General features: G+C 62.1%; 20 protein-coding genes and 2 pseudogenes. 7 read left to right on the plus strand and 15 right to left on the minus strand.

Annotation, left to right across the window (positions count from 1 at the left end):
• Nucleotides 1-559: 559 nt before the first annotated feature.
• Together FPT15_RS09285 and FPT15_RS09290 are read right to left on the minus strand one after the other, a co-directional pair.
• Nucleotides 560-1,090 (minus strand): bacterioferritin, encoded by a 531-nt coding sequence (locus FPT15_RS09285; protein ID WP_106577657.1) that lies wholly within the window; start codon nt 1,088-1,090, stop codon nt 560-562.
• Nucleotides 1,091-1,188: 98 nt separating this feature from the next.
• A pseudogene (locus FPT15_RS09290) lies at nt 1,189-1,449 on the minus strand (LysR family transcriptional regulator); the annotation flags it as partial.
• Here FPT15_RS09290 and FPT15_RS09295 point away from each other — a divergent pair.
• A pseudogene (locus tag FPT15_RS09295) lies at nt 1,438-1,653 on the plus strand (NAD(P)H-dependent oxidoreductase); the annotation flags it as partial. The pseudogenes FPT15_RS09290 and FPT15_RS09295 sit on opposite strands and share 12 nt — an antisense overlap.
• Before the next feature lie 78 nt (nt 1,654-1,731).
• The gene (locus tag FPT15_RS09300; RefSeq protein WP_145160225.1) at nt 1,732-2,622 is read left to right on the plus strand and encodes a triacylglycerol lipase; all 891 of its coding nucleotides are present in this window, start codon (nt 1,732-1,734) and stop codon (nt 2,620-2,622) included.
• A gap of 113 nt (nt 2,623-2,735) precedes the next feature.
• Here the strand turns inward: FPT15_RS09300 and FPT15_RS09305 are convergent, their stop codons facing one another.
• Nucleotides 2,736-3,623 carry a DMT family transporter gene (locus FPT15_RS09305; protein ID WP_145160227.1) on the minus strand — a complete coding sequence of 296 codons (888 nt, stop codon included), beginning with the start codon at nt 3,621-3,623 and terminating at the stop codon, nt 2,736-2,738.
• 97 nt (nt 3,624-3,720) lie between these two features.
• Between FPT15_RS09305 and FPT15_RS09310 the strand changes: the two genes are divergently transcribed.
• The 3 genes from FPT15_RS09310 to FPT15_RS09320 all read left to right on the plus strand — a co-directional run bounded on the left by FPT15_RS09310 (nt 3,721) and on the right by FPT15_RS09320 (nt 6,108).
• Entirely contained in the window at nt 3,721-4,509 is a 789-nt protein-coding gene (locus FPT15_RS09310) for a helix-turn-helix transcriptional regulator (RefSeq protein ID WP_145160230.1), read from the plus strand.
• Nucleotides 4,510-4,580: 71 nt separating this feature from the next.
• Nucleotides 4,581-4,889, plus strand: coding sequence for a PsiF family protein (locus tag FPT15_RS09315; protein WP_145160232.1), 309 nt, complete (start codon nt 4,581-4,583; stop codon nt 4,887-4,889).
• 205 nt (nt 4,890-5,094) lie between these two features.
• Nucleotides 5,095-6,108, plus strand: coding sequence for an AI-2E family transporter (locus tag FPT15_RS09320; RefSeq protein ID WP_145160234.1), 1,014 nt, complete (start codon nt 5,095-5,097; stop codon nt 6,106-6,108).
• A 135-nt stretch (nt 6,109-6,243) separates the two neighbouring features.
• Here FPT15_RS09320 and FPT15_RS09325 read toward each other — a convergent pair whose 3' ends face one another.
• A complete protein-coding gene (locus tag FPT15_RS09325; RefSeq protein ID WP_145160236.1) occupies nt 6,244-7,512 on the minus strand; it encodes an Hsp70 family protein in 1,269 nt (422 codons plus the stop codon).
• Between the two features lie 238 nt (nt 7,513-7,750).
• Between FPT15_RS09325 and FPT15_RS09330 the strand changes: the two genes are divergently transcribed.
• Nucleotides 7,751-8,695, plus strand: a complete 945-nt coding sequence (locus tag FPT15_RS09330) for a DnaJ C-terminal domain-containing protein (protein ID WP_145160238.1) — start codon at nt 7,751-7,753, stop codon at nt 8,693-8,695.
• 255 nt (nt 8,696-8,950) lie between these two features.
• On the opposite strand, the gene ureC is transcribed toward FPT15_RS09330, so the two are convergent.
• From ureC to urtA, 11 genes are all read right to left on the minus strand, one after another.
• Entirely contained in the window at nt 8,951-10,651 is a 1,701-nt protein-coding gene (gene ureC, locus FPT15_RS09335) for an urease subunit alpha (protein WP_145160240.1), read from the minus strand.
• Between the two features lie 117 nt (nt 10,652-10,768).
• On the minus strand, nt 10,769-11,074 hold the full coding sequence (locus FPT15_RS09340; protein WP_145160242.1) for an urease subunit beta: 306 nt from the start codon (nt 11,072-11,074) through the stop codon (nt 10,769-10,771).
• The gene (locus tag FPT15_RS09345; protein ID WP_145160245.1) at nt 11,071-11,604 is read right to left on the minus strand and encodes a GNAT family N-acetyltransferase; all 534 of its coding nucleotides are present in this window, start codon (nt 11,602-11,604) and stop codon (nt 11,071-11,073) included. Before FPT15_RS09345 ends, FPT15_RS09340 begins: the two co-directional genes overlap by 4 nt.
• Before the next feature lie 5 nt (nt 11,605-11,609).
• Nucleotides 11,610-12,122, minus strand: a complete 513-nt coding sequence (locus tag FPT15_RS09350; RefSeq protein ID WP_145160247.1) for a GNAT family N-acetyltransferase — start codon at nt 12,120-12,122, stop codon at nt 11,610-11,612.
• Between the two features lie 8 nt (nt 12,123-12,130).
• Complete coding sequence (gene ureA, locus FPT15_RS09355; RefSeq protein ID WP_003171437.1) at nt 12,131-12,433, minus strand: urease subunit gamma; 303 nt, start codon at nt 12,431-12,433, stop codon at nt 12,131-12,133.
• Nucleotides 12,434-12,524: 91 nt separating this feature from the next.
• Nucleotides 12,525-13,364 carry an urease accessory protein UreD gene (locus FPT15_RS09360; protein ID WP_145160249.1) on the minus strand — a complete coding sequence of 280 codons (840 nt, stop codon included), beginning with the start codon at nt 13,362-13,364 and terminating at the stop codon, nt 12,525-12,527.
• A 31-nt stretch (nt 13,365-13,395) separates the two neighbouring features.
• Nucleotides 13,396-14,094, minus strand: a complete 699-nt coding sequence (urtE, locus tag FPT15_RS09365) for an urea ABC transporter ATP-binding subunit UrtE (RefSeq protein ID WP_145160251.1) — start codon at nt 14,092-14,094, stop codon at nt 13,396-13,398.
• A 163-nt stretch (nt 14,095-14,257) separates the two neighbouring features.
• Nucleotides 14,258-15,118 (minus strand): urea ABC transporter ATP-binding protein UrtD, encoded by an 861-nt coding sequence (urtD, locus tag FPT15_RS09370; protein ID WP_145160253.1) that lies wholly within the window; start codon nt 15,116-15,118, stop codon nt 14,258-14,260.
• A complete protein-coding gene (gene urtC, locus FPT15_RS09375; RefSeq protein WP_145160255.1) occupies nt 15,115-16,194 on the minus strand; it encodes an urea ABC transporter permease subunit UrtC in 1,080 nt (359 codons plus the stop codon). Before urtC ends, urtD begins: the two co-directional genes overlap by 4 nt.
• Complete coding sequence (gene urtB, locus FPT15_RS09380) at nt 16,194-17,696, minus strand: urea ABC transporter permease subunit UrtB (RefSeq protein ID WP_145160257.1); 1,503 nt, start codon at nt 17,694-17,696, stop codon at nt 16,194-16,196. Before urtB ends, urtC begins: the two co-directional genes overlap by 1 nt.
• A gap of 167 nt (nt 17,697-17,863) precedes the next feature.
• Nucleotides 17,864-19,129: an urea ABC transporter substrate-binding protein gene (gene urtA / locus FPT15_RS09385; RefSeq protein WP_145160259.1), complete on the minus strand. Its 1,266-nt coding sequence runs from the start codon at nt 19,127-19,129 to the stop codon at nt 17,864-17,866.
• Nucleotides 19,130-19,388: 259 nt separating this feature from the next.
• Here urtA and FPT15_RS09390 point away from each other — a divergent pair, with 259 nt between their 5' ends.
• Entirely contained in the window at nt 19,389-23,957 is a 4,569-nt protein-coding gene (locus tag FPT15_RS09390; RefSeq protein WP_145160261.1) for a DUF4329 domain-containing protein, read from the plus strand.
• The last annotated feature ends 5 nt before the right edge of the window (nt 23,958-23,962 follow it).

The following is a 23,962-nucleotide window of genomic DNA, read 5'->3' on the forward strand; positions in this document are numbered from 1 at the left end:
TTACAGGGCTGGCAAAGAACCGCCCCGTCAGGCGCTGAAGACTGTGAAGAAGTAACTGCTAAAACCCAAAACCAAATGTGGGAGCTGGCTTGCCTGCGATAGCGGTAAGTCAGTCGATATCTTCATCAACTGACACAGCGCTTTCGCGAGCAAGCCCGCTCCCACAGGAGTTCGGCGGTGTGGCGGGTTACAGGGCTGACAAATACTCGCCCTGCCAGGCCCTGAAGACAGTGAAAAAATAACTGCCAAAACACAAAACTAAAATGTGGGAGCTGGCTTGCCTGCGATAGCTGTAGATCAGTCGAGATCTTCATCAACTGACACAGCGCTTTCGCGGGCAAGCCCGCTCCCACAGTGTTCGGCGGTGTGGCGGGTTACAGGGCTGGCAAAAAACCGCCCCGTCAGGCCCTGAAGACAGTGAAAAAGTAACTGCCAAGACCCAAAACCAAATGTGGGAGCTGGCTTGCCTGCGATAGCGGTAAGTCAGTCAACATCTTCATCAACTGACACAGCACTATCGCAAGCAAGCCCGCTCCCACAAGGGTTCAGCGGTATGGCGTTACAGGTCCTGCAGAATATCCGCCATGTCGTCGGCGTGTTCTTCTTCCTGGGCCAGGATTTCTTCAAAGATGCGACGCGTGGTCGGGTCTTTGTCGCCGATGTATTGGATGATTTCGCGGTAGCTGTCCACCGCAATGCGCTCGGCTACCAGGTCTTCGTAGACCATTTCCTTCAGGTTGTTGCCGGCCACGTATTGAGCGTGGGAGTTTTTCGACAGCAGGTCGGGGTTGAATTCCGGCTCGCCGCCCAGTTGCACGATGCGCTCGGCCAGTTTGTCGGCGTGCTCGGCTTCCTGGGTGGCGTGCTCCAGGAACTCGTCGGCCGCGACGCTGGCTTTCAGGCCGGTGGCCATGAAGTAGTGGCGTTTGTAGCGCAGCACGCACACCAGCTCGGTGGCCAGCGACGCGTTGAGCAGGCGAATGATTTCTTCGCGGTCAGCGTCGTAGCCTTCGGTGACGGCGCCGTTTTCGACGTTCTGGCGGGCGCGTGAGCGCAGCGTCGCAACGTCAGTCAAATGTGCTTCAGTCATCTCAATCTCCTGGTGCTAATCCGGTTTTACGCCACGCTCTGCCGGCGTGATCGCTCCAAGTTGTGAGTGCTGCGCGACGCAAAAAGTTTTATCGGATTTTAAAGTGCCTGGCCGGACAGCTCCGCTTGCGCCTGCACCCACTGGAAAAACGCGCGCTCCGGCGGATGCCGCTCACGGCCCGGCACGCAGAGCGTACTGTAACCGGCCCCTTGCACGCTGATCAGCGTCGGCACGTCGGCGCTGGCCCGCGCGACCACGTCAGGCGCGCCATACACCGCAAAGCACTCATCGAGCAGACACTGGCCGTAAAGGTTCGGGTAGTCGCCGAGGCTGTAGCGAATCACCAGATCGATACCCGCCGCGGCGGCAACGGGTTTGGCCCCGGTGGCGAAAACGAGGCGATGAACCATGCCGACCCGCACTTGCGCACGGCCCTGGGTTACATCGGCATCGATGACATTCGGGTGATCGCTGCCGAAGGTGAAGAGTCGGACAAAAGCGTGTTCCTGCGTGCCTGTGAGGAAGCCGAGCGCCAGCTGCGCGACCTGGCGGGGCATTTCTAAAGCGCCAGCGGTCATGGGGCGGTCATCTCGTGTGGTCTAGGATGACCGTATCGCCTCTCCGATCAGGATATCCGCTGCATGGACGACTCCCTCGCCACGCGTTACCCGCTTGTGTTGGTGCCCGGCATGCTGGGCTTTGTGCGCCTGGGGCTGTTCCCTTACTGGTATGGCATTGTTCCGGCGCTGCGGGCGGGCGGCGCGCAGGTGTTCCCGGTGCAGGTGGCGCCGCTGAACGCCAGTGAGGTGCGCGGTGAGCAATTGCTGGCCCAGATCGAGCGCATTCGCCGGGAAACAGGCGCCGAAAAGGTCAACCTGATCGGGCACAGCCAGGGCTCGCTGACGGCGCGTTATGCGGCGGCCAGGCGTCCGGAATGGGTGGCGTCGGTGACATCGGTGGCCGGGCCTAACCATGGCTCGGAATTGGCAGACCACTTCCAGGTTCATTACCCCGCAGACCATTGGAAGGGCCGGCTCGTGAGCGCGGTGCTGCATGTGGCGGCCTGGGTGATGGGCGTGCTTGAGACCGGATATCGCGGGCCGCGCTTCAAGGTGGATGTGCAGGCCTCGCACCAATCCCTGACCTGCGAAGGTGTGGCGCTGTTCAACCGTCAGTTTCCCCAGGGTTTGCCGTCGACGTGGGGCGGGCAGGGCGCCGAGGTGGTCAACGGCGTGCGTTATTACTCGTGGTCCGGCACCTTGCAGCCGGGCAAGACCGATCGCGGACGTAACCTGCTGGACGGCACGAACCGCAGTTGTCGGTTGTTTGCGCGCAGTTTTGTGCGCGAAAAAGGCCAGTGCGACGGCATGGTCGGGCGCTACAGCTCACACCTGGGGCTGGTGATTGGCGATGACTACCCGCTGGACCACTTTGACATCGTCAACCAGTCGATGGGGCTGGTGGGCAAGGGGGCGGAGCCGATTCGGTTGTTTGTGGAGCATGCGCAGCGGCTGAAGGCGGCGGGGGTTTAGCAGGCGGACCGCGTTATCGTTCATCGCCGGCAAGCCAGCTCCCACATTCGCCCCCATTCCAAATGTGGAACACGGTCAACTGTGGGAGCTGGCTTGCCTGCGATAGCGGTTAATCAGGCCACACTGACCTCTTGGCGCACCGGCGTGGTCCAGCGCTCCGACAAAATCACCCCGCCCAACGTCAGCAATCCACCCACCAAGTGGTACATCGCCAACTTTTCCTTGAGCACCACCGCCGCAATCATCGCGGTAATCAACGGCAACAGGTTGAAAAACAGCGTGGTGCGGCTTGGCCCCAAGGTCTTCACCGAATGCATCCACGCCAACGGCGCGAGCATCGAGGCGAGCAGGCAGGCATACAGCACCAGCGGAATATTCGCCCAGCCCAGGCCAGCCTTGTTCGAGAACAGGAACAATGGAAACAGCACCACCACCGCCACCAGCACCTGCAAATACAGCAATACCAGGGGCGGCAGGCGCAACTGCCATTTTTTCAGCAGCGTGCTGTAGACCGCATAGGCCAGGGTGGCGATCAGCATCATCGCGTCGCCCAAGTTGAGCCCGTGTTGCAGCAACGCGCCCAGACTGCCGGCCGACACCACCACCACCACGCCGGCAAACGACAGGACCGCACCGGTCAGCGCGCCAAAGGTCAGGCGCTGGCCGAGGCTGATAATGGCGGCGGTCAATGCCATCAACGGCATCAGCGAGAGAATGATGCCCATGTTGGTCGCCGAGGTCAGTGCTGCGGCGTAGTAGGCCAGGCTTTGATACACCGCCATGCCCAACACGCCGAGGATGAAGATTTTGCCCAGGTTCGGGCGGATCAGCGCCCAGTTGGCGATCACCGGCTTGAGCATGAACGGGGTAAACAGCAGCGCCGCCAGCAACCAGCGGTAAAAGCCGATTTCTGCCGGAAAGAGGGTGCCCACGGCCAGTTTATTGACCACGGTATTACCGGCCCAGATAAAGATGGCCAGCAGGGGATACGCGTATTGCATTGAAGGAAACCAGGTGTGTTGATGAGGCGGGATTATCCCCTGTCTGGATCGAAGCCTATACTGCGATCCAGACAACCGACCTTTGTATCCAGACAATATGCCCAGACACACCGTACGCCTGGCCGATTTCCCCAGCCAGCCAAGCCCCGTCTACTTCCGTTACTCCGATTTCGCCCCCGATACCGAGTGCACGCCGCACCGGCATGGCTGGGGTTCGCTGGACTATTCGGCGAGTGGTGTCATGCGCATGGAGGTGGCGGGCAGCCGTTTTATGTCGCCGCCGCAATACGCAGTATGGATCCCGCCAAATACCGAGCACAGTTCCTACAACGCCCAGGCAATTGTCTATCGCTCGGTGGGCCTGGCCCCGCAGCTGTGCGAGCAACTGCCGCAGGCGCCGTGCACCCTGGCGATCAGCGAGATTCTCAAGGCGATTCTCAGCGACTTTGCCCGGCGCGACGTCAATATTGCGCAGACCGAAGCGGACGTGCGCCTGGCGCAGGTGCTGGTGGACCAGCTCAAGCAAGCGCCGATTCACGATTGTTTCCTGCCCTATGCGCGCCACCCCGGCCTGCTCGGTGTGCTTGAGGGCATGCAGGCCGAACCCGGGGACAATCGCCCGTTGGCGCACTGGGCCGAGCACGTGCATGTGAGCGAACGCACCCTGGCGCGGCAATTTGTGCGGGAGTTGGGCATGAGCTTTGGCGAATGGCGCCAGCGCCTGCGCTACCTCGCTGCCATCGAAGCCCTCGACAGCCAGCGCAGCGTGCAACACGTGGCGTTTGACCTCGGTTACAGCACCGCCTCGGCGTTCATCGCGATGTTCCAGCGCCACGCCGGCTGTACGCCGGAGCAGTATCGTCGAACTAATATCCGTGGCCGATGAAGATGTAACGGGCTTTGACTACACTGCTGCGTAGGCCGTGCCCCCCGGCACGGCAACAGGGAGAAAACTCCATGAAGATGCTGCGTATTCCGCTGTTGATGATGGGCCTGCTGTTGTGTTCCCAAGGGTTTGCCGCCACCGCCGCACAGACCGCCCAGCAACAAAAAATGACCACCTGCAACGCCGAAGCCAAAGGCAAGACCGGCGACGAGCGCAAAACATTCATGAGCACTTGCCTCAAGGCCGCTCCCGCAGCCAACGACGCCAAGACCCTGACGCCGCAGCAGCAGAAGATGAAAGACTGCAATGCCACGGCGAAAACCAAGGCGTTGACCGGCGATGCACGCAAGACCTTTATGAGCACTTGCCTCAAAGGCTGATCACGATTTTGCCAACGCTGGAGCTCAATGTGGGAGCTGGCTTGCCTGCGATAGCATCACCTCGGTAAGTTTGCTGCACCGAGGCGCCTGCATCGCGGGCAAGCCCGGCTCCCACAGTTGATCGCATTCACACCCTGGCCTCTCGCTTGATTCCCTCAAGGCTGGCAGACTGCCCATCCTTTAACGCCGTTCGTTTTGAGGCTGTATGCCAACGTTTTCTCAGCGTCACGTGTTGTTGCTGGTCAGTTGCATCATCATTTTCGGTGGATTACTGCTGGTCCTGCCGCTCAAGCTGCTGCCCAGCCTGCTGGCCGGCCTGTTGGTTTATGAACTGGTCAACATGCTCACCCCGCAGTTGCAGCGGCTGATCGAAGGTCGGCGCGCGCGCTGGCTCGCTGTGGCGTTGCTCGGCACCTTGATCGTCAGCGTGCTGGCCCTGATCTTCGCCGGCGCCATCAGTTTCCTGCTCCACGAAGCGGAAAATCCCGGGGCCTCCCTCGACAAATTCATGGGCGTGGTCGATCGCGCGCGCGGCCAGCTGCCGCCGTTCCTCGACGCCTACCTGCCCGCCAGCGCCGCCGAGTTTCGCGTGGCCATCGGCGACTGGCTGAGCAAGCACCTGAGCGAACTGCAACTGGTCGGCAAAGACGCTGCCCACATGTTCGTCACCCTGCTCATCGGTATGGTGCTGGGCGCGATCATCGCCCTGCAGCGCGTGCCCGACCTGACCAAACGCAAACCCCTGGCCGCCGCCCTGTTCGACCGCCTGCACCTGCTGGTCCAGGCGTTTCGCAATATCGTCTTCGCCCAGATCAAGATCGCCGCGCTCAACACCGTGTTCACTGCGATCTTCCTCGGGATCGTGCTGCCGCTGTGCGGGATTCACCTGCCGCTGACCAAGACCCTGATCGTGCTGACCTTCCTGGTCGGCCTGCTGCCGGTGATCGGCAACCTGATCTCCAATACGCTGATCACCATCGTCGCGCTGTCGCTGTCGATTTGGGTCGCGGTGGCGGCGCTGGGGTACTTGATCGTGATCCACAAGGTCGAGTACTTCCTCAACGCGCGCATCGTCGGCGGGCAGATCAGTGCCAAGTCGTGGGAATTGTTGCTGGCGATGCTGGTGTTCGAAGCCGCATTCGGCCTGCCGGGTGTGGTGGCGGGGCCGATCTACTATGCGTATTTGAAGAGTGAGCTGAAGCTGGCGGGCATGGTCTAGCGCTTGAGGGTGCCTGGGCTGGCCCCTTCGCGAGCCCGCCCGCTGCCACATTCAAAGGTATCCCAAAGGTAAAACACGCATGAATGTGGGAGCCGGGCTTGCCCGCGATGGGCGCGACGCGGGGCGGGCAGAAACTCAGCTGCCGTAACGCTTGCTGGCCTCGATCGCCAAACCGCTGCCGATACTGCCGAAGATGTTGCCTTCCACGTGCCGCGCATTCGGCAACATCGCCGAAATGCTTTGGCGCAGTGCCGGAATGCCGCTGGAACCCCCGGTAAAGAACACCGTGTCCACCTGCGCGACACTGACCGACGCATCGGTCAGCAGCTGCGTGACGCTGTTGCGCACGCGCTCGAGCAAGCCATCGATGGCCGACTCGAACAGCGCGCGGCTCAGCTCCACGCTCAGCCCTGGCTCAACGCGATCGAGCAGCACGTGGCGGCTGTCCTCGTGGGTCAGCTGGATCTTGGTTTCTTCCACTTCCATGGCCAGCCAGTGCCCGGCGCGCTGTTCGATCAGCTTGAACAGGCGGTCGATGCCGCCGGTGTCTTCGATGTCGTAGCGCATGCTGCCCAGGGCCAGCTGGGATTTTTGCGAGTACACCGAGTTGATGGTGTGCCAGGTGGCCAGGTTCATGTGGTGGCTGGTGGGCATGTAGGCGCCGCTTTTCATGCGGCTGCCGTAGCCGAACAGCGGCATCATGCCTTGCAGGCTGAGCTGTTTGTCAAAGTCGGTACCGCCGATGTGCACGCCGCCGGTGGCAAGGATGTCGTCGTGACGGTTGTCATTGTGACGGCGATCCGGTGACAGGCGCACCAGCGAGAAGTCGGACGTACCACCGCCGATGTCGACGATCAGTACCAACTCTTCCTTCTCAATGGTGGACTCATAGTCGAACGCCGCTGCAATCGGTTCGTACTGAAAGGAGATATCCTTGAAACCGATTTTGCGGGCCACATCGACCAGGGTGTTTTCCGCTTCCTGGTCGGCCATCGGGTCGTCATCGACGAAGAACACCGGGCGGCCCAGGACCACTTCTTCGAATTCACGGCCGGCGTTGGTTTCGGCGCGGCTCTTGAGCTGGCCGATAAACAGCGCCAGCAGGTCGGTGAACGGCATCGCCGTGCCGAGTACGCTGGTGTCGTGCTTGATCAGCTTGGAACCCAGCAGGCTCTTGAGCGAGCGCATCAGCCGGCCTTCGTAGTTTTCCAGGTACTCGTGCAGGGCCAGGCGACCGTACACCGGGCGACGCTCCTCGAAGTTGAAGAACACCACCGACGGCAACGTGATCTTGTCGTCCTCCAGCGCAATAAGCGTTTCCATGCCGGGGCGGATCCAGCCGACGGTGGAGTTGGACGTGCCGAAGTCGATACCGCAGGCACGGGCTGGGGATGGGTTTTTCATGTCTATCGGGTTCCGGTTGAAAAACGGCCGCGCAGTGTATGCCAGTCGGGCACGGATGCGTAGGCCGACCATCCGTTAAATCGTGCTTGAAAGTGCGGGATTTGCCCCCACATCTGTTGCATACGGCTAGTGCCGATAACACTTTGACGCACCCCCAGGCCACATCATTCAACAGGTGCAATGCAGCGCACGTTGTGCCCCGGGCTGTGCGATCTCGATTAAGGATGGTGAACCGCCGATGGATTTCAAAGACTACTACAAGATTCTGGGTGTCGAGCCGAGCGCCGATGACAAGGAAATCAAGGCCGCCTATCGCAAGCTCGCACGCAAATATCACCCGGACGTGAGCAAGGAAAAAGACGCCGAAGAGAAATTCAAGGACGCGTCCGAAGCCTATGAAGCGCTTAAAAGCGCCGATAAGCGCGCGGAATACGACGAACTGCGCAAATACGGCCAACATGGCCAGCCGTTCCAGGGGCCACCGGGCTGGCAGAGCCGTGGCGGCTTTGGTGGCGGCCAGGACGCGGGCGACTTTTCGGACTTCTTCAGTTCGATCTTCGGCTCGCGCGGCGACGCGTTTGGCGGCGGTCAGCGCCGTCCAACCGGGCGCAAGGGCCAGGACGTGGAAATGCAGCTGTCGGTATTCCTTGAAGAGACGCTGTCCACCGAGTCCAAGCAGATCAGCTTCCAGGTGCCGCAATACGACGCCTCGGGTCGTCACGTCAGCAACACCACCAAGAGCCTGAACGTGAAGATCCCCGCCGGCGTGGCCGACGGCGAGCGCATCCGCCTCAAGGGCCAGGGGGCGCCGGGCATTGGCGGCGGTGCCAATGGCGATCTGTACCTGATCATCAAGTTTGCGCCGCACCCACGCTTTGAAGTGGACGGCGAAAACCTGATCATCAACCTGCCCCTGGCGCCGTGGGAATTGGCCTTGGGCACGGAAGTGGCCGTACCGACCCTCACCGGCAAGATCAACCTCAAGGTGCCGGCCGGCAGCCAGAACGGCCAACGCATGCGCGCCAAGGGCCATGGCCTGCTGAACAAGGCCGGGCAGCGCGGTTACCTGTTCGTGCAGCTCAAGGCCGTGATGCCGAAAACCAGCGACGATGAGGTCAAGGCGTTGTGGCAGGAGCTGGCGAAAAAGGCCGCGTTTGATCCGCGAGAAAACTGGAACAGCTGACGCCGGGCCGCTCGCGTTCAGGCGCCGAGCACTGCAGGGCAGCACTGCGTAGATAGGCCCGGCCAATGGCGGGTGGTGAAAAGCTCCAGCGCTTTATCACCGCCCAAGGGAACCCACCATGGGCCTTCACATCACCCTTCCCCCGGCGCTAGCGCTGCCGGGGAATCAGGGGCAGCATCCGCGTTTCTGTCCTCTGTCATTCCCCCGTCTCTGGCAGACGTCCACGCAGAACCCCATGACTAGGCCGCCGAGGCATCAGAACAGGAAGTAACGCTGCGCCATTGGCAGCACGTCGGCGGGTTCGCACCACAGCAGAACGCCGTCGGCCTTGACCTGATAGGTCTGTGGGTCCACTTCGATATCCGGCAGGTAGTCGTTGTGGATCAGGTCGGTTTTCTGCACGTCGCGACACCCCTTGACCACCGCAATCTGCTTTTTCAGGCCCAGGGCTTCGGGCAATCCGGCTGCCTGCGCGGCTTGGCTGATAAAGGTCAGGCTGGTGGCATGCAACGAACTGCCGAAGCTGGCGAACATGGGGCGGTAGTGCACCGGCTGCGGCGTGGGAATTGACGCATTGGCGTCGCCCATCAGGCTTGAGGCAATCGCGCCGCCTTTGAGAATCAGGGTCGGTTTGATACCAAAAAATGCGGGGCGCCACAGCACCAGGTCGGCCCACTTGCCGACTTCGATAGAGCCGACGATATGGCTGATGCCGTGGGTGATCGCCGGGTTGATGGTGTACTTGGCGATGTAGCGCTTGGCGCGGAAGTTGTCGTTGCCTTCGCCGTCACCCGGCAACGGGCCGCGCTGTTTTTTCATTTTGTCGGCGGTCTGCCAGGTGCGCGTGATGACTTCACCGACGCGGCCCATGGCCTGGCTGTCCGAGCTGATCATCGAGAACGCGCCGAGGTCGTGCAGGATGTCTTCGGCGGCGATGGTCTCGCGGCGGATGCGGCTTTCGGCGAAGGCCACGTCTTCGGCAATGCTGGGGTCCAGGTGATGGCAGACCATCAGCATGTCCAGGTGCTCGTCGATGGTATTGCGGGTGAACGGCCGGGTCGGGTTGGTGGAACTGGGCAGCACATTCGGGAAGCCGCAGGCCTTGATGATGTCTGGCGCATGGCCGCCTCCGGCGCCTTCGGTGTGGTAGGTGTGAATGGTGCGGCCCTTGAGCGCGGCGAGCGTGGTTTCGACGAAGCCGGATTCATTGAGCGTGTCGCTGTGGATGGCGACCTGCACGTCATACTCGTCGGCCACGCTCAGGCAGTTATCAATGCTCGCAGGCGTGGTGCCCCAGTCTTCGTGCAGCTTCAAACCGATGGCGCCGGCCTTGACCTGTTCGATCAAGGGCTGCGGCAAACTGGCGTTGCCCTTGCCGGTGAAGCCAATGTTCATCGGGAACGAGTCGCTGGCCTGAAGCATGCGCGCCAGGTGCCACGGCCCTGACGTACAGGTGGTGGCGTTGGTGCCGGTGGCCGGGCCGGTGCCGCCGCCAATCATGGTGGTGACGCCGCTGGTCAGTGCTTCTTCGATCTGCTGCGGGCAGATGAAATGCACGTGGGAGTCGATGCCGCCGGCGGTGAGGATCATGCCTTCACCGGCGATCACTTCGGTGCTGGCGCCGATGGCCATGGTCACGCCCGGCTGGATATCCGGGTTGCCGGCTTTGCCGATCGCGTGAATGCGGCCATTCTTCAGGCCGACGTCGGCCTTGACGATGCCCCAGTGGTCGATGATCAGCGCGTTGGTGATCAGCGTGTCCACGACCTCATGGGCGAGCAACTGGCTCTGGCCCTGGCCGTCGCGGATGACTTTTCCGCCGCCGAACTTCACTTCCTCGCCATAAACAGTGAAGTCTTTTTCGACTTCGACGAACAGCTCGGTGTCCGCCAGGCGGACCTTGTCACCGACGGTGGGGCCGTACATGTCGGCGTAGGCTTGGCGGCTGATTTTCATGTGTGTGCCCTGAAATATTTGTGTTGAATGTGAAATTGCTATCGGGGGCAAGCCCCCTCCCACCTTTGATGTGTGAACGCATTCAAATGTGGGAGGGGGCTTGCCCCCGATGAGGCCCTAAAGGTCGCCCATGATCCGTCCGGCAAACCCAAACACCCGCCGCCCGCCGCTCAAATCCACCAACTCGATGTCGCGACTCTGCCCCGGCTCAAACCGCACCGCCGTCCCGGCCGGAATATTCAGGCGCATGCCACGGCTCGCCGCGCGGTCAAACGTCAGCGCGTCATTAGTCTCGAAAAAATGGTAATGCGAGCCGACCTGGATCGGCCGGTCGCCGCTGTTGGCCACGCTGAGGGTGACGGTACGCCGGCCGACATTCAGTTCGATATCGCCAGGCTGGATCTGATATTCACCAGGAATCATGCAGGTTGCCCCAGGGTCTTGAAGTAGATGGCGGTCGGGCTGTAGCGTCCGTCCGGGCTTTGGCAGTAGTCGGGCAATTCACCGATTTTGGTGTAGCGCAGCGACTGGTAGAAGGCTTCGGCACCGGAGCCGGCTTCGGTGTCCAGGTACAGCAGGCCGCGCTTGTGCTGGCGCGCGGCGAGTTCCAGGGTGTTCATCAATTGCTGGCCCAGGCCATGGCGGCGGGCGCTGCTGTGTACCAACAGTTTTTGCACTTCGGCGCGGTTGAGGCCATTGGCTTTCTGGCACAGCGCCAATTGCACGCTGGCGATCACCTGTTCATCGCGCACCACCACCCACAGCAGCAGGCTGGCGTCTTCGATACTGGCCTGTACGCCCTTCAGATAGTCGCGGGCCTGGGCTTCGTCGAAGTCCGCCATGAAGCCGACCGACGCACCATGCTTCACCGCGTCCAGCAACAGCTCGATCAAGCCCAGGCGGTAATGGGCAAAACTTTCAGCATTCACTCGACGCAGTTGAGCCGTGTTCATCGATCTCACTCCTTGGGCGGTTCAGCGCCCGGATTCAATGTCAGTTGCATAAAGGTCAGGTCCAGCCAGCGGCCGAACTTGATGCCCACTTGCGGCATTTGCCCGGTGATGATGAAACCCTGGCGCTCGTGAAGGCGAACAGACGCCTGGTTGCCGCTTTCGATGGCCGCGACCATCACGTGTTTGCCGGCGCTGCGGGCACGCTCGATCAGCGCTTGCATCAGGCGCTGGCCGAGGCCTTTGCCGCGCTGGTCATTGCGCACATACACCGAGTGCTCGACGCTGTAGCGAAAGCCTTCGAAGGGTCGCCAGTCGCCGAACGAGGCGTAGCCGGTGACTTCATCGTTTTCCACCGCCACCAGAATCGGGTACGCCTGGGCCTGACGCGCCGTGAACCAGGCCTGACGGTTGGCCAGGTCGACGGGTTGTTCGTTCCAGATCGCGGTGGTGTTGAGCACCGCGTCGTTGTAGATGGCTCGAATGGCCGGCAGGTCTTGCTCGGTTGCATCACGAATCATGATCGGCCTCACGCGATAGGCTGGTGGACGGTGACCAGCTTGGTGCCGTCGGGAAAGGTGGCTTCAACCTGGATATCCGGGATCATTTCCGGGATGCCTTCCATCACTTGCTCACGGCTGAGCAGGGTGGTGCCGTAGTGCATCAAATCGGCGACGGTGCGGCCATCGCGGGCGCCTTCCATCAAGGCGGCGGAAATGTAGGCGATGGTTTCCGGGTAGTTGAGCTTCACGCCACGTGCCAGGCGACGTTCGGCGACCAGGCCTGCGGTGAAGATCAGCAGTTTGTCTTTTTCCCGTGGGGTCAAATCCATGGTTCAAGGTCCTTCATAAACAACATTCTTAAAAACACTGAAGATCAATGTGGGAAAGGGCTTGTGTGGGAGCTGGTTCCACTTCAGATCTTCATGTGCTCCAGATTCTCGGTGAAACAGCTTCTCGCCCCAGCACCGCCGGGCGCAACAACCGCCATAAATCAATCAACCAGCCCCGTGCCAGCAGTGCTTCACTGGCCAGGCAGCGGGCCACCAGCAGCCCGGGCAGTTGGGTCAGGTCGCCGCGCACCGCATGGGGCAGGGCGCGGCAGCTTTCCAGTAACTCAGGCTCGATATCGCCAGTGAGCAACAGCGTGGCGAACACCGGTTGCCCGTCCAGCCCGATGGGCGAGTCGAGCAACCCGTCGGCGCCTACAATGCGCTGGCGCTCATGCCAGAGCAACTGACCGTCGCGGCGGATATCCAGGTGCGCCTGAAAGTGGCCCAGGTCAAAACGCTCGCCACTGGCGGGTCGGCCGAGCGCGACTACATCCCAGTAGAACAGCCGGGCATCGCCTTGCAGGTCAATGCGGGTGGTGAGTTCGGCCTGGGCGGCGCTGAACACGATGGTTTCCTGGGGCAGCCATTCCAGCGTGGCGCCCGCTTCCACGGTCAATTCAAGCTGTTGAAAGGCCGGGCCGCTGGCGCGGTACCATTTGGCTGCGCCGGGGCTGGTCAATTGCGCCCAGGCACCGGCGCCAACATGGGCGCGGATGTCCAGGCGATCACCGCCGGCAATCCCGCCGGGCGGGTGCACGATGATGTGCTGGCACACCTGGGGGCCTTCGGCGTACAGGTGCTTTTGCACGCGCAGCGGGCCGAGGTGGCGGCGCATCACCGGGCGCGTGGTGTCGCCGAAACGCGCGTAGCCGAGGTCCAGCTCGGCATGCCAGCTGGGGGTGAACAGGGCGGGGGAAACGGGCAGGTTCATGGTTGAGTGCTTATCGTCAGGACGCTACAGATTAGATGGTAACCAGCCCGCGTACACCTTCACTTTCCATATTTTCACCGCGGCCTTGCTGGACGATTTCGCCGCGTGACATCACCAGGTACTGATCCGCCAGCTCGGCGGCGAAGTCATAGAACTGCTCCACCAGCAGGATCGCCATATCGCCGCGGGCGGCGAGCTTCTTGATCACCATGCCGATTTCCTTGATCACCGACGGCTGGATGCCTTCGGTGGGTTCATCCAGAATCAACAAGCGTGGGCGGCTGGCCAGGGCGCGGCCGATTGCCAGCTGTTGCTGCTGGCCACCGGACAAATCGCCGCCGCGCCGATGTTTCATTTGCAGCAAGACCGGGAACAATTCGTAGATAAATGCCGGCACTTCCTTGGCCTCGGAGCCCGGAAAGCGCGACAGCCCCATCAACAGGTTTTCTTCCACGGTGAGCCGCCCGAAAATCTCGCGGCCCTGAGGCACATAGGCGATACCTGCGTGCACGCGTTGATGTGGCTTGAACCCGGTGATGGCCTTGCCTTCCCAGTTCACCGCGCCCTCTTTGGCCGGCAGCAAGCCCATCAGGCACTTGAGCAGCGTGGTCTTGCCCACACCGTTACGGCCGAGCAGGCAGGTGACTTCGCCGATCTTCACGTCAAAGGACAGCCCGCGCAGGATGTGGCTACCGCCGTAGTACTGATGCAGCGTGTCGACTTGCAGCATGTTCAAATTCTCCTCAATTCCCTTGTAGGAACCGGATCAACTGTGGGAGCTGGCTTGCCTGCGATGCAGACAACTCGGTATGCCTGATGGACCCAGGTGATGCCATCGCAGGCAAGCCAGCTCCCACATTGATTCGGTTCCCACAGTAAGCGCTCTGTCTGGCTCAGCGACCGAGGTAAACCTCGATCACCCGCTCGTTTTCCTGCACCTGTGCCAGCGAGCCTTCAGCCAGCACGCTGCCCTGGTGCAGCACGGTGACATGGTCGGCAATCGAGCCGACAAAGCCCATGTCGTGCTCCACCACCATCAGCGAATGTTTGCCTGCCAGGCGCTTGAACAGTTCGGCGGTGAACTCGGTTTCGGCGTCGGTCATGCCCGCCACGGGTTCATCCAGCAGCAACAGCTGCGGGTCTTGCATGAGCAGCATGCCGATTTCCAGGAACTGCTTTTGCCCGTGTGACAGCAAGCCCGCCGGGCGCTGCGCCGAGGCGCTCAGGCGGAGGGTGTCGAGCACTTCATCGATGCGGTCTTTTTGCTCGCCGCTCAAGCGGGCGCGCAGGCTGGCCCACACGGATTTATCGGTTTTCTGCGCCAGCTCCAGGTTTTCGAACACGCTGAGGGCTTCGAATACCGTGGGTTTCTGGAACTTGCGGCCGATGCCGGCCTGGGCGATCTGCACTTCGCTCATGCCTGTCAGGTCGAGGGTTTCGCCGAACCAGGCCTTGCCGTGGCTGGGGCGGGTCTTGCCAGTGATCACGTCCATCAGCGTGGTCTTGCCTGCGCCGTTGGGGCCGATGATGCAGCGCAACTCGCCGACGCCGATGTACAGGTTCAAGTCGTTGAGCGCCTTGAAACCGTCGAAGCTGACGCTGATGTCTTCCAGGGTCAGGATGGTGCCGTGGCGGGTGTTCAGGCCCTTGCCGGCGGCCTGGCCGAGGCCGATTGCATCGCGGCTGCTGCCCGCGTCTTTGTTTGGCTCAAGAATGGGTTCGAGCATAAATTCCGCCGTCGCTGTGACTCTCATTGTTCACCCCGTTTCTTCAACAGGCCGATCACGCCCTTGGGCAAATACAAGGTGACGAGGATGAACAGCGCCCCCAGAAAGAACAGCCAGTATTCCGGAAAGGCCACCGTGAACCAGCTCTTCATGCCGTTGACCACACCGGCGCCGAGCAATGGCCCGATCAGCGTGCCACGCCCACCCAAGGCCACCCACACGGCGGCTTCGATGGAGTTGGTCGGCGACATTTCGCTGGGGTTGATGATGCCCACTTGCGGCACATACAACGCGCCCGCCAGGCCACACAACACCGCGCTCAACACCCATACAAACAGCTTGAAGCCACGCGGGTCATAGCCGCAGAACATCAAGCGATTTTCGGCATCGCGCAGGGCGGTCAGCACCCGGCCAAACTTGCTCTGCGCCAGGCGCCAGCCGGTGTACAGGCTCGCGACCAGCAACACGACCGTGGCCAAAAATAGCACCGCCCGTGTGCCGGGCTCGGTAATCCCGAAGCCCAGAATGCTGCGGAAATTGGTGAAGCCGTTATTGCCACCAAACCCGGTCTCGTTGCGGAAAAACAGCAGCATCCCGGCGAAGGTCAGGGCCTGGGTCATGATCGAGAAATACACGCCCTTGATCCGCGAGCGGAAGGCGAAAAAGCCGAACACCAGCGCCAGCAACCCCGGCGCCAGCACCACCAGGCACATGGCCCAGAGGAAATGCTCGGTGCCGACCCAATACCAGGGCAGTTCGGTCCACGACAAAAAGGTCATGAACGCCGGCAGCTCATCGCCGGACGCCTGGCGCATCAGGTACATGCCCATCGCATAACCGCCGAGGGCAAAGAACAAACCGTGGCCGAGGGACAGCATCCCCGCATAGCCCCACACCAGGTCCAGGGCCAGGGCGACGATGGCGTAGCAGAGGATTTTGCCCACCAGCGTGAGGGTGTAGGCCGACACGTGCAGCGGGTTTTCCGGCGCCAGCAGCGAACACAAAGGCAACGCCAGCAGCAGGATCAGGATCACCGCGCCGACGGCTATCGTCAGCGTGGGGCCGGCCTTTTGCGTGGCCGTAAGCATCAATGGCTGGTTCATCAGTCGATCACCCGTCCTTTCAGTGCGAAGAGTCCTTGCGGGCGTTTCTGGATAAACAGAATGATCAGCGCGAGGATCAGGATCTTGCCGAGCACGGCGCCGATCTGCGGTTCGAGAATCTTGTTGGCGATGCCCAGCCCGAAGGCGGCCATCACGCTACCGGCCAACTGGCCGACACCGCCGAGCACCACCACCAGGAACGAGTCGATGATGTAGCTCTGGCCCAGGTCCGGGCCGACGTTGCCGATCTGGCTCAGGGCCACGCCACCCAGGCCGGCGATGCCGGAACCCAGGCCAAAGGCGAGCATGTCCACACGCCCGGTGGGCACGCCGCAGCAGGCGGCCATGTTGCGGTTCTGGGTAACGGCACGCACGTTGAGGCCCAGGCGCGTCTTGTTCAGCAGCAGCCAGGTCAGCACCACCACGCACAGCGCGAAGGCGATGATCACGATGCGGTTGTACGGCAGCACCAGGTTGGGCAGCACTTGAATGCCACCGGACAGCCACTGCGGGTTGGAGACTTCGACGTTCTGCGCACCGAACACCAGGCGCACCAACTGGATCAGCATCAGGCTGATGCCCCAGGTGGCGAGCAGGGTTTCCAGCGGGCGGCCGTAGAGGTGACGAATCACTGTGCGTTCCAGGGCCATGCCGATGGCGGCGGTGACAAAAAACGCCACCGGCAGCGCGATCAACGGGTAGAACTCGATGGCCGCAGGCACGTAGCGCTGCATCATCAGTTGCACCACGTAAGTCGAATAGGCGCCGAGCATCAGCATTTCGCCGTGGGCCATGTTGATCACGCCGAGCAGGCCGAAGGTGATCGCCAGGCCCAGGGCCGCGAGCAGCAGGATCGAGCCCAGGGACATGCCGCTGAAGGCCTGGCCGAGGATCTCGCCGACCATCAATTTGCGTTTGACCTGCGCCAGGCTGGTCTCGGCGGCGGTGTGCACGCCGGCGTCAGTTTCGACCCCAGGCGCGAGCAAGGCTTCGAGGCGCGTGCGCGCCAACGGGTCGCCGGTGCTGCCGAGCAAACGCACGGCAGCAAGGCGCACCACGGGGTCGGTATCAACCAATTGCAGGTTGGCCAGGGCCAGGCTGAGGGCGGTGTGCACGTCCTCATTGGTTTCGGCGGCCACTTGCTGGTCGAGGAATTTGAGCTGCGCAGGCTGCGCGGTTTTTTGCAGGGTTTGCGCGGCGCCCAGGCGTACCTTGGGGTCGGCGGCGAGCAGTTGCTGACTGGCCTGCACGTTGTCGATCAGGCCGCGCAGGCGGTTGTTCAGGCGGACGGTTTTGGTCTCGCCGTTGACGGTGAGTTGGCCTTGTTGCAAGGCGTCCACCAACTCGATGCGCGCCGGGTCGGGCTGCGCAGCCCAGTCCTGCAGCAGCTTGGCTTGTTGCATCGGGTTGGCGTTGAGGAAGTCTTCGGCGTCGCTGGCGTGTGCGGCAAAAGGCAGCAACAGCAGCAAGGCCAGGAAATAGCGGTAGAGGGCAGTGGGCATAAACAAATGTCCTGATCATGCATGGACAGTGTGGGCGCGGGCTTTGTGTGGGAGCTGGCTTGCCTGCGATGGCATCGCTGCGGTGTAACGGGTACACCGAGTTGTTGGCATCGCAGGCAAGCCAGCTCCCACACTGACCGCGCCCGACAGCTAATCTGTGGTGCGGCTTAGTTGCTCTTCACCGCATAATCCGGCTTCTTGTCATTGCCAGGGATGTACGGGCTCCACGGCTGCGCCCGAATCGGCTCTTCGGTCTGCCACACCACCGAGAACTGCCCGTCAGACTGAATCTCGCCGATCATCACCGGCTTGTGCAGGTGGTGGTTGGTTTTATCCATGGTCAGGGTGAAGCCCGACGGCGCGGCGAAGGTCTGGCCGGCCATGGCTTCGCGCACCTTGTCGACGTCGGTGGACTTGGCTTTCTCAACCGCCTGCGCCCACATATGGATACCGACGTAAGTGGCCTCCATCGGGTCGTTGGTCACCGCTTTATCCGCGCCCGGCAGGTTGTGGGCCTTGGCGTAGGCCTTCCAGTCCGCGACGAATTTCTTGTTCACCGGGTTCTCCACCGACTGGAAGTAGTTCCAGGCGGCGAGGTTGCCCACCAGTGGCTTGGTGTCGATGCCGCGCAGTTCTTCTTCACCCACGGAGAAGGCCACCACCGGTACGTCGGTGGCTTTCAAACCCTGGTTGGCCAGCTCTTTGTAGAACGGCACGTTGGAATCGCCATTCACGGTTGAGACCACCGCGGTCTTGCCGCCGGCGGAGAACTTCTTGATGTTGGCCACGATGGTCTGGTAATCGGCGTGGCCGAACGGGGTGTAGACCTCTTCGATATCTTTGTCGGCGACGCCTTTGGAATGCAGGAACGAGCGCAGGATTTTGTTGGTGGTGCGCGGGTACACGTAGTCGGTGCCGAGCAGGAAGAAGCGCTTGGCGCCGCCGCCTTCTTCGCTCATCAGGTATTCCACCGCCGGGATCGCCTGTTGGTTGGGCGCCGCACCGGTATAGAACACGTTCGGCGACATCTCTTCGCCTTCGTACTGCACGGGGTAGAACAGCAAACCGTTGAGTTCTTCGAACACCGGCAGCACGGATTTGCGCGACACCGAGGTCCAGCAGCCGAACACCACGGCGACTTTGTCCTGGGTCAGCAACTGACGGCCTTTTTCAGCGAACAGCGGCCAGTTCGACGCAGGGTCGACCACCACCGGCTCGAGCATCTTGCCGTTCACACCGCCCTTGGCGTTGATCTCGTCAATGGTCATCAACGCCATGTCTTTTAGCGAGGTCTCGGAGATTGCCATGGTCCCGGACAGCGAGTGCAGGATGCCGACCTTGATGGTCTCGGCGGCCTGCACGGTCCAGGTCAGCCCCATGGCGGCAATGGAGGCGGACAGGGTGAAAGCCTTGATCAAGCTGCGACGCTTCATGGTGCGATCTCCAGGAACTCAAGTTGTTATGAGGGCATTGCACAGGCTTTTGCAAAGGCTGTGCCGAGGTGCATGCGGGCGCTTGTTTGTGCGGCAGACGGACGCTGCCGGGCCGGTCGTGCGCACCAGATCGGCGCGCTGGCGGGATGTGGGTGCACGGGGTGCGCTGAAGTGGTGCTGTGGTCGACAACTATCTAGCGCCGCCTGGAATCTCGTTGGTGCAACAGTGAGCGCTCCTCACTTTCCAAGGACTGAATGTATGCCACGTATCCCCCGAGTCGCTGCGCCGCAGCCGACCCTGCCGGTCTTGAGCCCGCCGTTTATCAGCGCGGACGATGCCGCGCGTTGGGCCTACGAACAGACCGATTACGCATCGGCCGACAAGGAATTCGGTGGCGCGATCCTCAAGCAGGGCCACCACTGGTTTGCCACAACGCCCATGGCCGACCAGCACGTCACCTTCGATCATCGGATCGTGCTGGCCACCGACGCCGACGATAATTTCATCGCCCCCGAGGGCTATACCTGCGAGGCGCTCTATCACTCCCACCCGCCGGACATGGCGCAGGTGAAGCTGCACAACCCCGGCATGAGCGATGAGCAGGCCTCGGTGTTCGTCAGTTTTTTCTCGCCTGCCGATCTGCGTTTTATCATCGAACACCGGCGTTCAGTGGCGGCGCACTATCTGTGCGGCCCCGAAGGCTCATTGCTCAAATACGTGAGCAGTGGCTCGGCGGCCGAAGTGCTATTGAGAAAGCGCATTGTCGGTGAGGAGCCATTCGCGCCCTCTGCGGACTTCGAGTCGTTGATCTGGCAGGCCGCGCAAGCCGGCGATTTGCGCGTGGTGGTGGCCAATGCTCACTGGGGAGGCGTGCGCGGACGGGTCAAGCACGGCTGGCGGATCAACACGGCCGTCACCCAGGTGACAGAGGAACAGCCGTTCTGCACGCCGGTCTTCGAGCGCGCAGAGCTGGCGCTGATGGCCGCGCGCGCGTTGTTCCCTGAAGGCTCAGCCCAGGGCTTTGTGCTTAAGCACACGCGCGGCGAAGCGTACGTGGCCACTTACCCCGAGGAACTTGGCACGCCGTTGTTCTCTCCTGCTGCACGGTTCCCGTTGCGCGCCGATGGCCAGTTACGCCTGCCCTCCAACTTTCGACTGGAGGCTATCTACTACCGCGCCACGCCCTTGGCCGCTGACATTCCCGCACGTGAACCCTGGCTGTATTCCACTTTCTTTACCCCGGCCGAAGTGGCTGCCGCCATCACCCAGTCACGCGCGACCCTGGCGCTGCAGGACAAGACGCGTGGGCTGCATCTGTATCAGCAGGCGTCGGATGGCGCGCTGCTCAAGCTGCAAGTGCCCGGTTCTGCGACCGACTTGGCTGGCGCCGATGGTGACGACAACGGCGCCCAGGCCGCGCTGCTGGCCGGCACGCTGAGCCCGCGTGGCTATGTGCGCCGGGTGATTGCCTCAACGACGGTGTCGGTAGTGGCGGCGGGGTTGCTCTGGCGAACCCTCGGCCCGGTGGACAACCGGTCGGCGGTGCTGGACGGTTCATATCGGGCCGTGTTGAGCCGCGCCTTTATTTCGGCTCACGATGCAGCGGTGTATGCGCACGAGCAGATAGGGCGGCGACGCGAGCGTGCCTATGGCGGCTACGTGCTCAAAGACGATAAGGGACGTTTCTTTATCACCGAGCCTGAGGCAAGTGATGCCAACCCGTTTGCCCAGCTGCTGTTTTTTCCTGCGGATGGGCAAGGCCCGTTGATTGCGCCTGAGCCCTATCAGGTTTTTGGGCGTTACGGCTCGCACCCCGCGCTGTCGATGGTCGACCCCGGTTGGGTGGCGCAGCGGCGCTGGAGCCGTGAAGACGCGCTAATCAACCTGCAGGTTTTTTCCGCCGATGAGATCCACGATGTGATCAGTCACGGGCAGCCGGCCTATCTGTCGGCCGCCGAGGATTGTTTACTGGCGTACACGCCCAGTTCTTCCAGCGCCGAGCAACGGCTGCTGACCCATACTGCGCCGCAACCGGGTGGCAGTTCGGCTCAGCAACGGCTGGACAGCGGGCAGGTCAAGCCTGCGCAATGGGTCATCGTGCTGGCCGAAGCCGGTGATTTGCGGGTGATCCTGGGCAACGCGTTGTGGGGCCCGCGCTCACCGGTCTATGACGACTGGACGGCGTATTTTGACTATGCGCCAAGAGTCGGCGCGCCTGACTACGCGACCTACGGCGCGCTGTTTGACAGCGCTGATGCGGCCGCTCGCAACCTTCACGCACGGGTTCATGGGCGCAACCTCGCCGAGCAGGCCTACTTCGGTTTTATTCTCAAGCACAAGGACACCGAGCAGTACCTGGCGAGCGAGGTTGCAGGCGTCGGCGACCAGAGTGCCCTGTTCAAGCTCAACCGTGTGTTTACCCCGATCGCGGGCGGCGATTTCCAGTTTCCGGACGGGTTCGTTCTGTGCGCATTGTTTCGTTCGCAGCAGTGGCAACCGGCGGGCGTGCCGGCCTCGACAGCCTGGCTGACCCGCTACTTCGTGATGCCCAAGGTGCTGTACGTCGCCCTCTATGACACCAAGCGTGCAGGCGAGAAATACAACAATGGCACCACCCTGCCGGTGTACTTCTCGACCCAGGAGGGCGCCTTGCTGCGGTACGTGTCGCTGCCGTTCAACGTGGGAAGTGGCGGCCCGGTGGACAGGCTCCTTGAGGATGATGAACGCCTGTTGGCCTCGGGCCAGAAAACGGCGCAAGCCTTTGTCCGGGACTGGGCCGACCGAGGTGAACTCAAGGTGATTCACACCAGCCAGTGCTGGGACACTCCGGGAGTGGTATCGCGTACCTGGGCCGGCTACGAGCACCTGGCTCGACGCCGATTGAGCCCGGCCTTCGCCGACGCGGATGATGCGGCGCGTTATGCCGCCGACATTATCGGCGAGGGACGCCGCCGCACCTATGGCGGGGTGCTGCTGCGGCAGGCGGATGGCATGTACGTGGCGACCGACCCATTGGCCGTGCCGCCCCAGGGTTTTGCGCTGAACTGGGTATACCCCGATGTCGCCGTCACTGGCGGGCTTTATCCCCATGGCAGCACCATCGTTGCGCGCTACCGCTCGGTGCTTGGCGAGGAGACGCAAATGCTGGTGGCCGCCGACCAAAAGGCTATCTACCAGAGCATGCTGCCCACCGCAGTGCTGTCGAACCTGTTGCACCGTGATCCTCGAATACAGCGCGAATACCTGTTCGGGCCCCAAGGCACGATCCTGCGTTACCAGTTGACCGGCTCGGTGGAGGAAGCGGCGCTCAAAGCGCGTCTGGTGCCACTGAACCCACTGAACGGCAACCAAGTAGACACCGAGGTCGAACGCCAACTGCGCGCCGGTACCCTGCTGCCGGGTGACTTCGTCGGCCAGGTCGCCAAGGCCAGCGACCTGCGCGTCGTCAAGGGCAATGCGTTGTGGGGGTTTGCCCGGCGCTTGAGCGCGCCTTTCGTGGCGAATCTGGCGACACTGCCGGCCCTGGAGATCAAGCAGGTATTCGCCGATGCGCCGTGCAGCCCGATCTTTGCCCGCGCCGACGACGCCGTACGTTATGCACAACGATTGGCATCGCCCCGGCCAGAGGTACAGTTCGGTTACGTGCTCAAGTCCGTCAATAAAAATGCCTACATGACTACTCTGCCGCTGGTACGCGGGAATTACACGCGGCTAGAACAGGTTTTTGCCGACGGCTTGCTGCCCCAGGGCTATGGCTTGGATGGCCTGTATTTGTGCGCCTCTACCGTTGCGATTGCGCCGTCCAGCGATGCCATGGCCACCAGTTTCTTCACTCCCCAGGCGTTGGTCGGTGGCGTCGGCTTCATCATGTCCAGAAGCCGAGGTGCGCCGCTTTACCTGCTGTGTGCCGACGGTGCGCTGCTCAGCTATGTGGTCGATAAAAATGGCCGGCAGTTGGCCTACGCAATGCTCAGCCAGGCGGGCGCCATCGGCCGGCGTCTGCTTGAGGGCGGCTCGACCGTCGCAAGTTTTGTCAAAGAGCTGGCTGCCAAGGGCGCGCTGGAGGTGCGAGTGCGCAGCACCGTGTGGGGCAAGGAGCAGACCGTGACGGCGCAGTGGGAGCCCAATGCCGACCCCTGGCCGTTCGAACACAACCCGCACTTGCTGTCGTTTTGCGGGCCGCTGTTCAGCCATGCCGATGACGCGGCGCGCTGGGCTCGCAAACAGGTGGGCCCATTCAAGGGCGTCGAATACTTGGGCGCGGTGCTGACCTGTCCCGGGATTACCGGGTTTGTGCCACTTGAACCCGTAGAGGACCGCCACGCCTGGCTGCAGGACACGATTGTGAAACTGTTCCGGTTCGAGCGCGCCGGGCTTGAGGTCACGGTCGCGCACCCTCTGTTCGGCTACGCCGTTAACGCCGTGCAGGCCTTCTACAAAGGCATGGCTGCTGTGCCGGACCTGCAAGCTCAGGAAGTGAAGCTGCTGAACAATTTTGTCTCCGGCAACGAGCTGAGGTCGTACCTGGATATCGTCAAGATCAACCGCCCGGTCGCCGAGAGTGTGTACCTGACGTGCCGGGGCGGCGCGCTGCTCAAGTATGTGCCCGGTTTCACGGCGGCCGAGACGCAACTGCTGAGTGCCAGTGCGTCGGTCTTGCCCAGCGCGCTGGTCAGCGGTTTGTGGGCGGCCGGCCAGCTTGCCGTGCTGGAAACCGACGCCTTCTGGACCCGCGCAGGGGTGCTGGGCAAGGCGTGGCAAGCCAACCTGCAGGCTGAACCTGATCCGCTGGACGGCGAGTACGGCCGGGACAAGGACGAACTCTGAGGTGT

This window comes from Pseudomonas sp. RGB (assembly GCF_007713445.1).
Classification (GTDB): domain Bacteria; phylum Pseudomonadota; class Gammaproteobacteria; order Pseudomonadales; family Pseudomonadaceae; genus Aquipseudomonas.

What these genes read in the sequence shown, in the direction of transcription:
- ureA (WP_003171437.1), bottom strand. Translation starts at nt 12,433, where the DNA reads ATGGATTTGACCCCACGGGAAAAAGACAAACTGCTGATCTTCACCGCA.
- urtA (WP_145160259.1), bottom strand. Translation starts at nt 19,129, where the DNA reads ATGAAGCGTCGCAGCTTGATCAAGGCTTTCACCCTGTCCGCCTCCATT.
- FPT15_RS09340 (WP_145160242.1), bottom strand. Translation starts at nt 11,074, where the DNA reads ATGATTCCTGGTGAATATCAGATCCAGCCTGGCGATATCGAACTGAAT.
- FPT15_RS09350 (WP_145160247.1), bottom strand. Translation starts at nt 12,122, where the DNA reads ATGATTCGTGATGCAACCGAGCAAGACCTGCCGGCCATTCGAGCCATC.
- FPT15_RS09300 (WP_145160225.1), top strand. Translation starts at nt 1,732, where the DNA reads ATGGACGACTCCCTCGCCACGCGTTACCCGCTTGTGTTGGTGCCCGGC.
- FPT15_RS09325 (WP_145160236.1), bottom strand. Translation starts at nt 7,512, where the DNA reads ATGAAAAACCCATCCCCAGCCCGTGCCTGCGGTATCGACTTCGGCACG.
- urtE (WP_145160251.1), bottom strand. Translation starts at nt 14,094, where the DNA reads ATGCTGCAAGTCGACACGCTGCATCAGTACTACGGCGGTAGCCACATC.
- FPT15_RS09345 (WP_145160245.1), bottom strand. Translation starts at nt 11,604, where the DNA reads ATGAACACGGCTCAACTGCGTCGAGTGAATGCTGAAAGTTTTGCCCAT.
- ureC (WP_145160240.1), bottom strand. Translation starts at nt 10,651, where the DNA reads ATGAAAATCAGCCGCCAAGCCTACGCCGACATGTACGGCCCCACCGTC.
- urtB (WP_145160257.1), bottom strand. Translation starts at nt 17,696, where the DNA reads ATGCCCACTGCCCTCTACCGCTATTTCCTGGCCTTGCTGCTGTTGCTG.
- FPT15_RS09330 (WP_145160238.1), top strand. Translation starts at nt 7,751, where the DNA reads ATGGATTTCAAAGACTACTACAAGATTCTGGGTGTCGAGCCGAGCGCC.
- urtD (WP_145160253.1), bottom strand. Translation starts at nt 15,118, where the DNA reads ATGAGAGTCACAGCGACGGCGGAATTTATGCTCGAACCCATTCTTGAG.
- FPT15_RS09310 (WP_145160230.1), top strand. Translation starts at nt 3,721, where the DNA reads ATGCCCAGACACACCGTACGCCTGGCCGATTTCCCCAGCCAGCCAAGC.
- FPT15_RS09390 (WP_145160261.1), top strand. Translation starts at nt 19,389, where the DNA reads ATGCCACGTATCCCCCGAGTCGCTGCGCCGCAGCCGACCCTGCCGGTC.
- FPT15_RS09315 (WP_145160232.1), top strand. Translation starts at nt 4,581, where the DNA reads ATGAAGATGCTGCGTATTCCGCTGTTGATGATGGGCCTGCTGTTGTGT.
- FPT15_RS09285 (WP_106577657.1), bottom strand. Translation starts at nt 1,090, where the DNA reads ATGACTGAAGCACATTTGACTGACGTTGCGACGCTGCGCTCACGCGCC.
- FPT15_RS09320 (WP_145160234.1), top strand. Translation starts at nt 5,095, where the DNA reads ATGCCAACGTTTTCTCAGCGTCACGTGTTGTTGCTGGTCAGTTGCATC.
- FPT15_RS09360 (WP_145160249.1), bottom strand. Translation starts at nt 13,364, where the DNA reads ATGAACCTGCCCGTTTCCCCCGCCCTGTTCACCCCCAGCTGGCATGCC.
- urtC (WP_145160255.1), bottom strand. Translation starts at nt 16,194, where the DNA reads ATGAACCAGCCATTGATGCTTACGGCCACGCAAAAGGCCGGCCCCACG.
- FPT15_RS09305 (WP_145160227.1), bottom strand. Translation starts at nt 3,623, where the DNA reads ATGCAATACGCGTATCCCCTGCTGGCCATCTTTATCTGGGCCGGTAAT.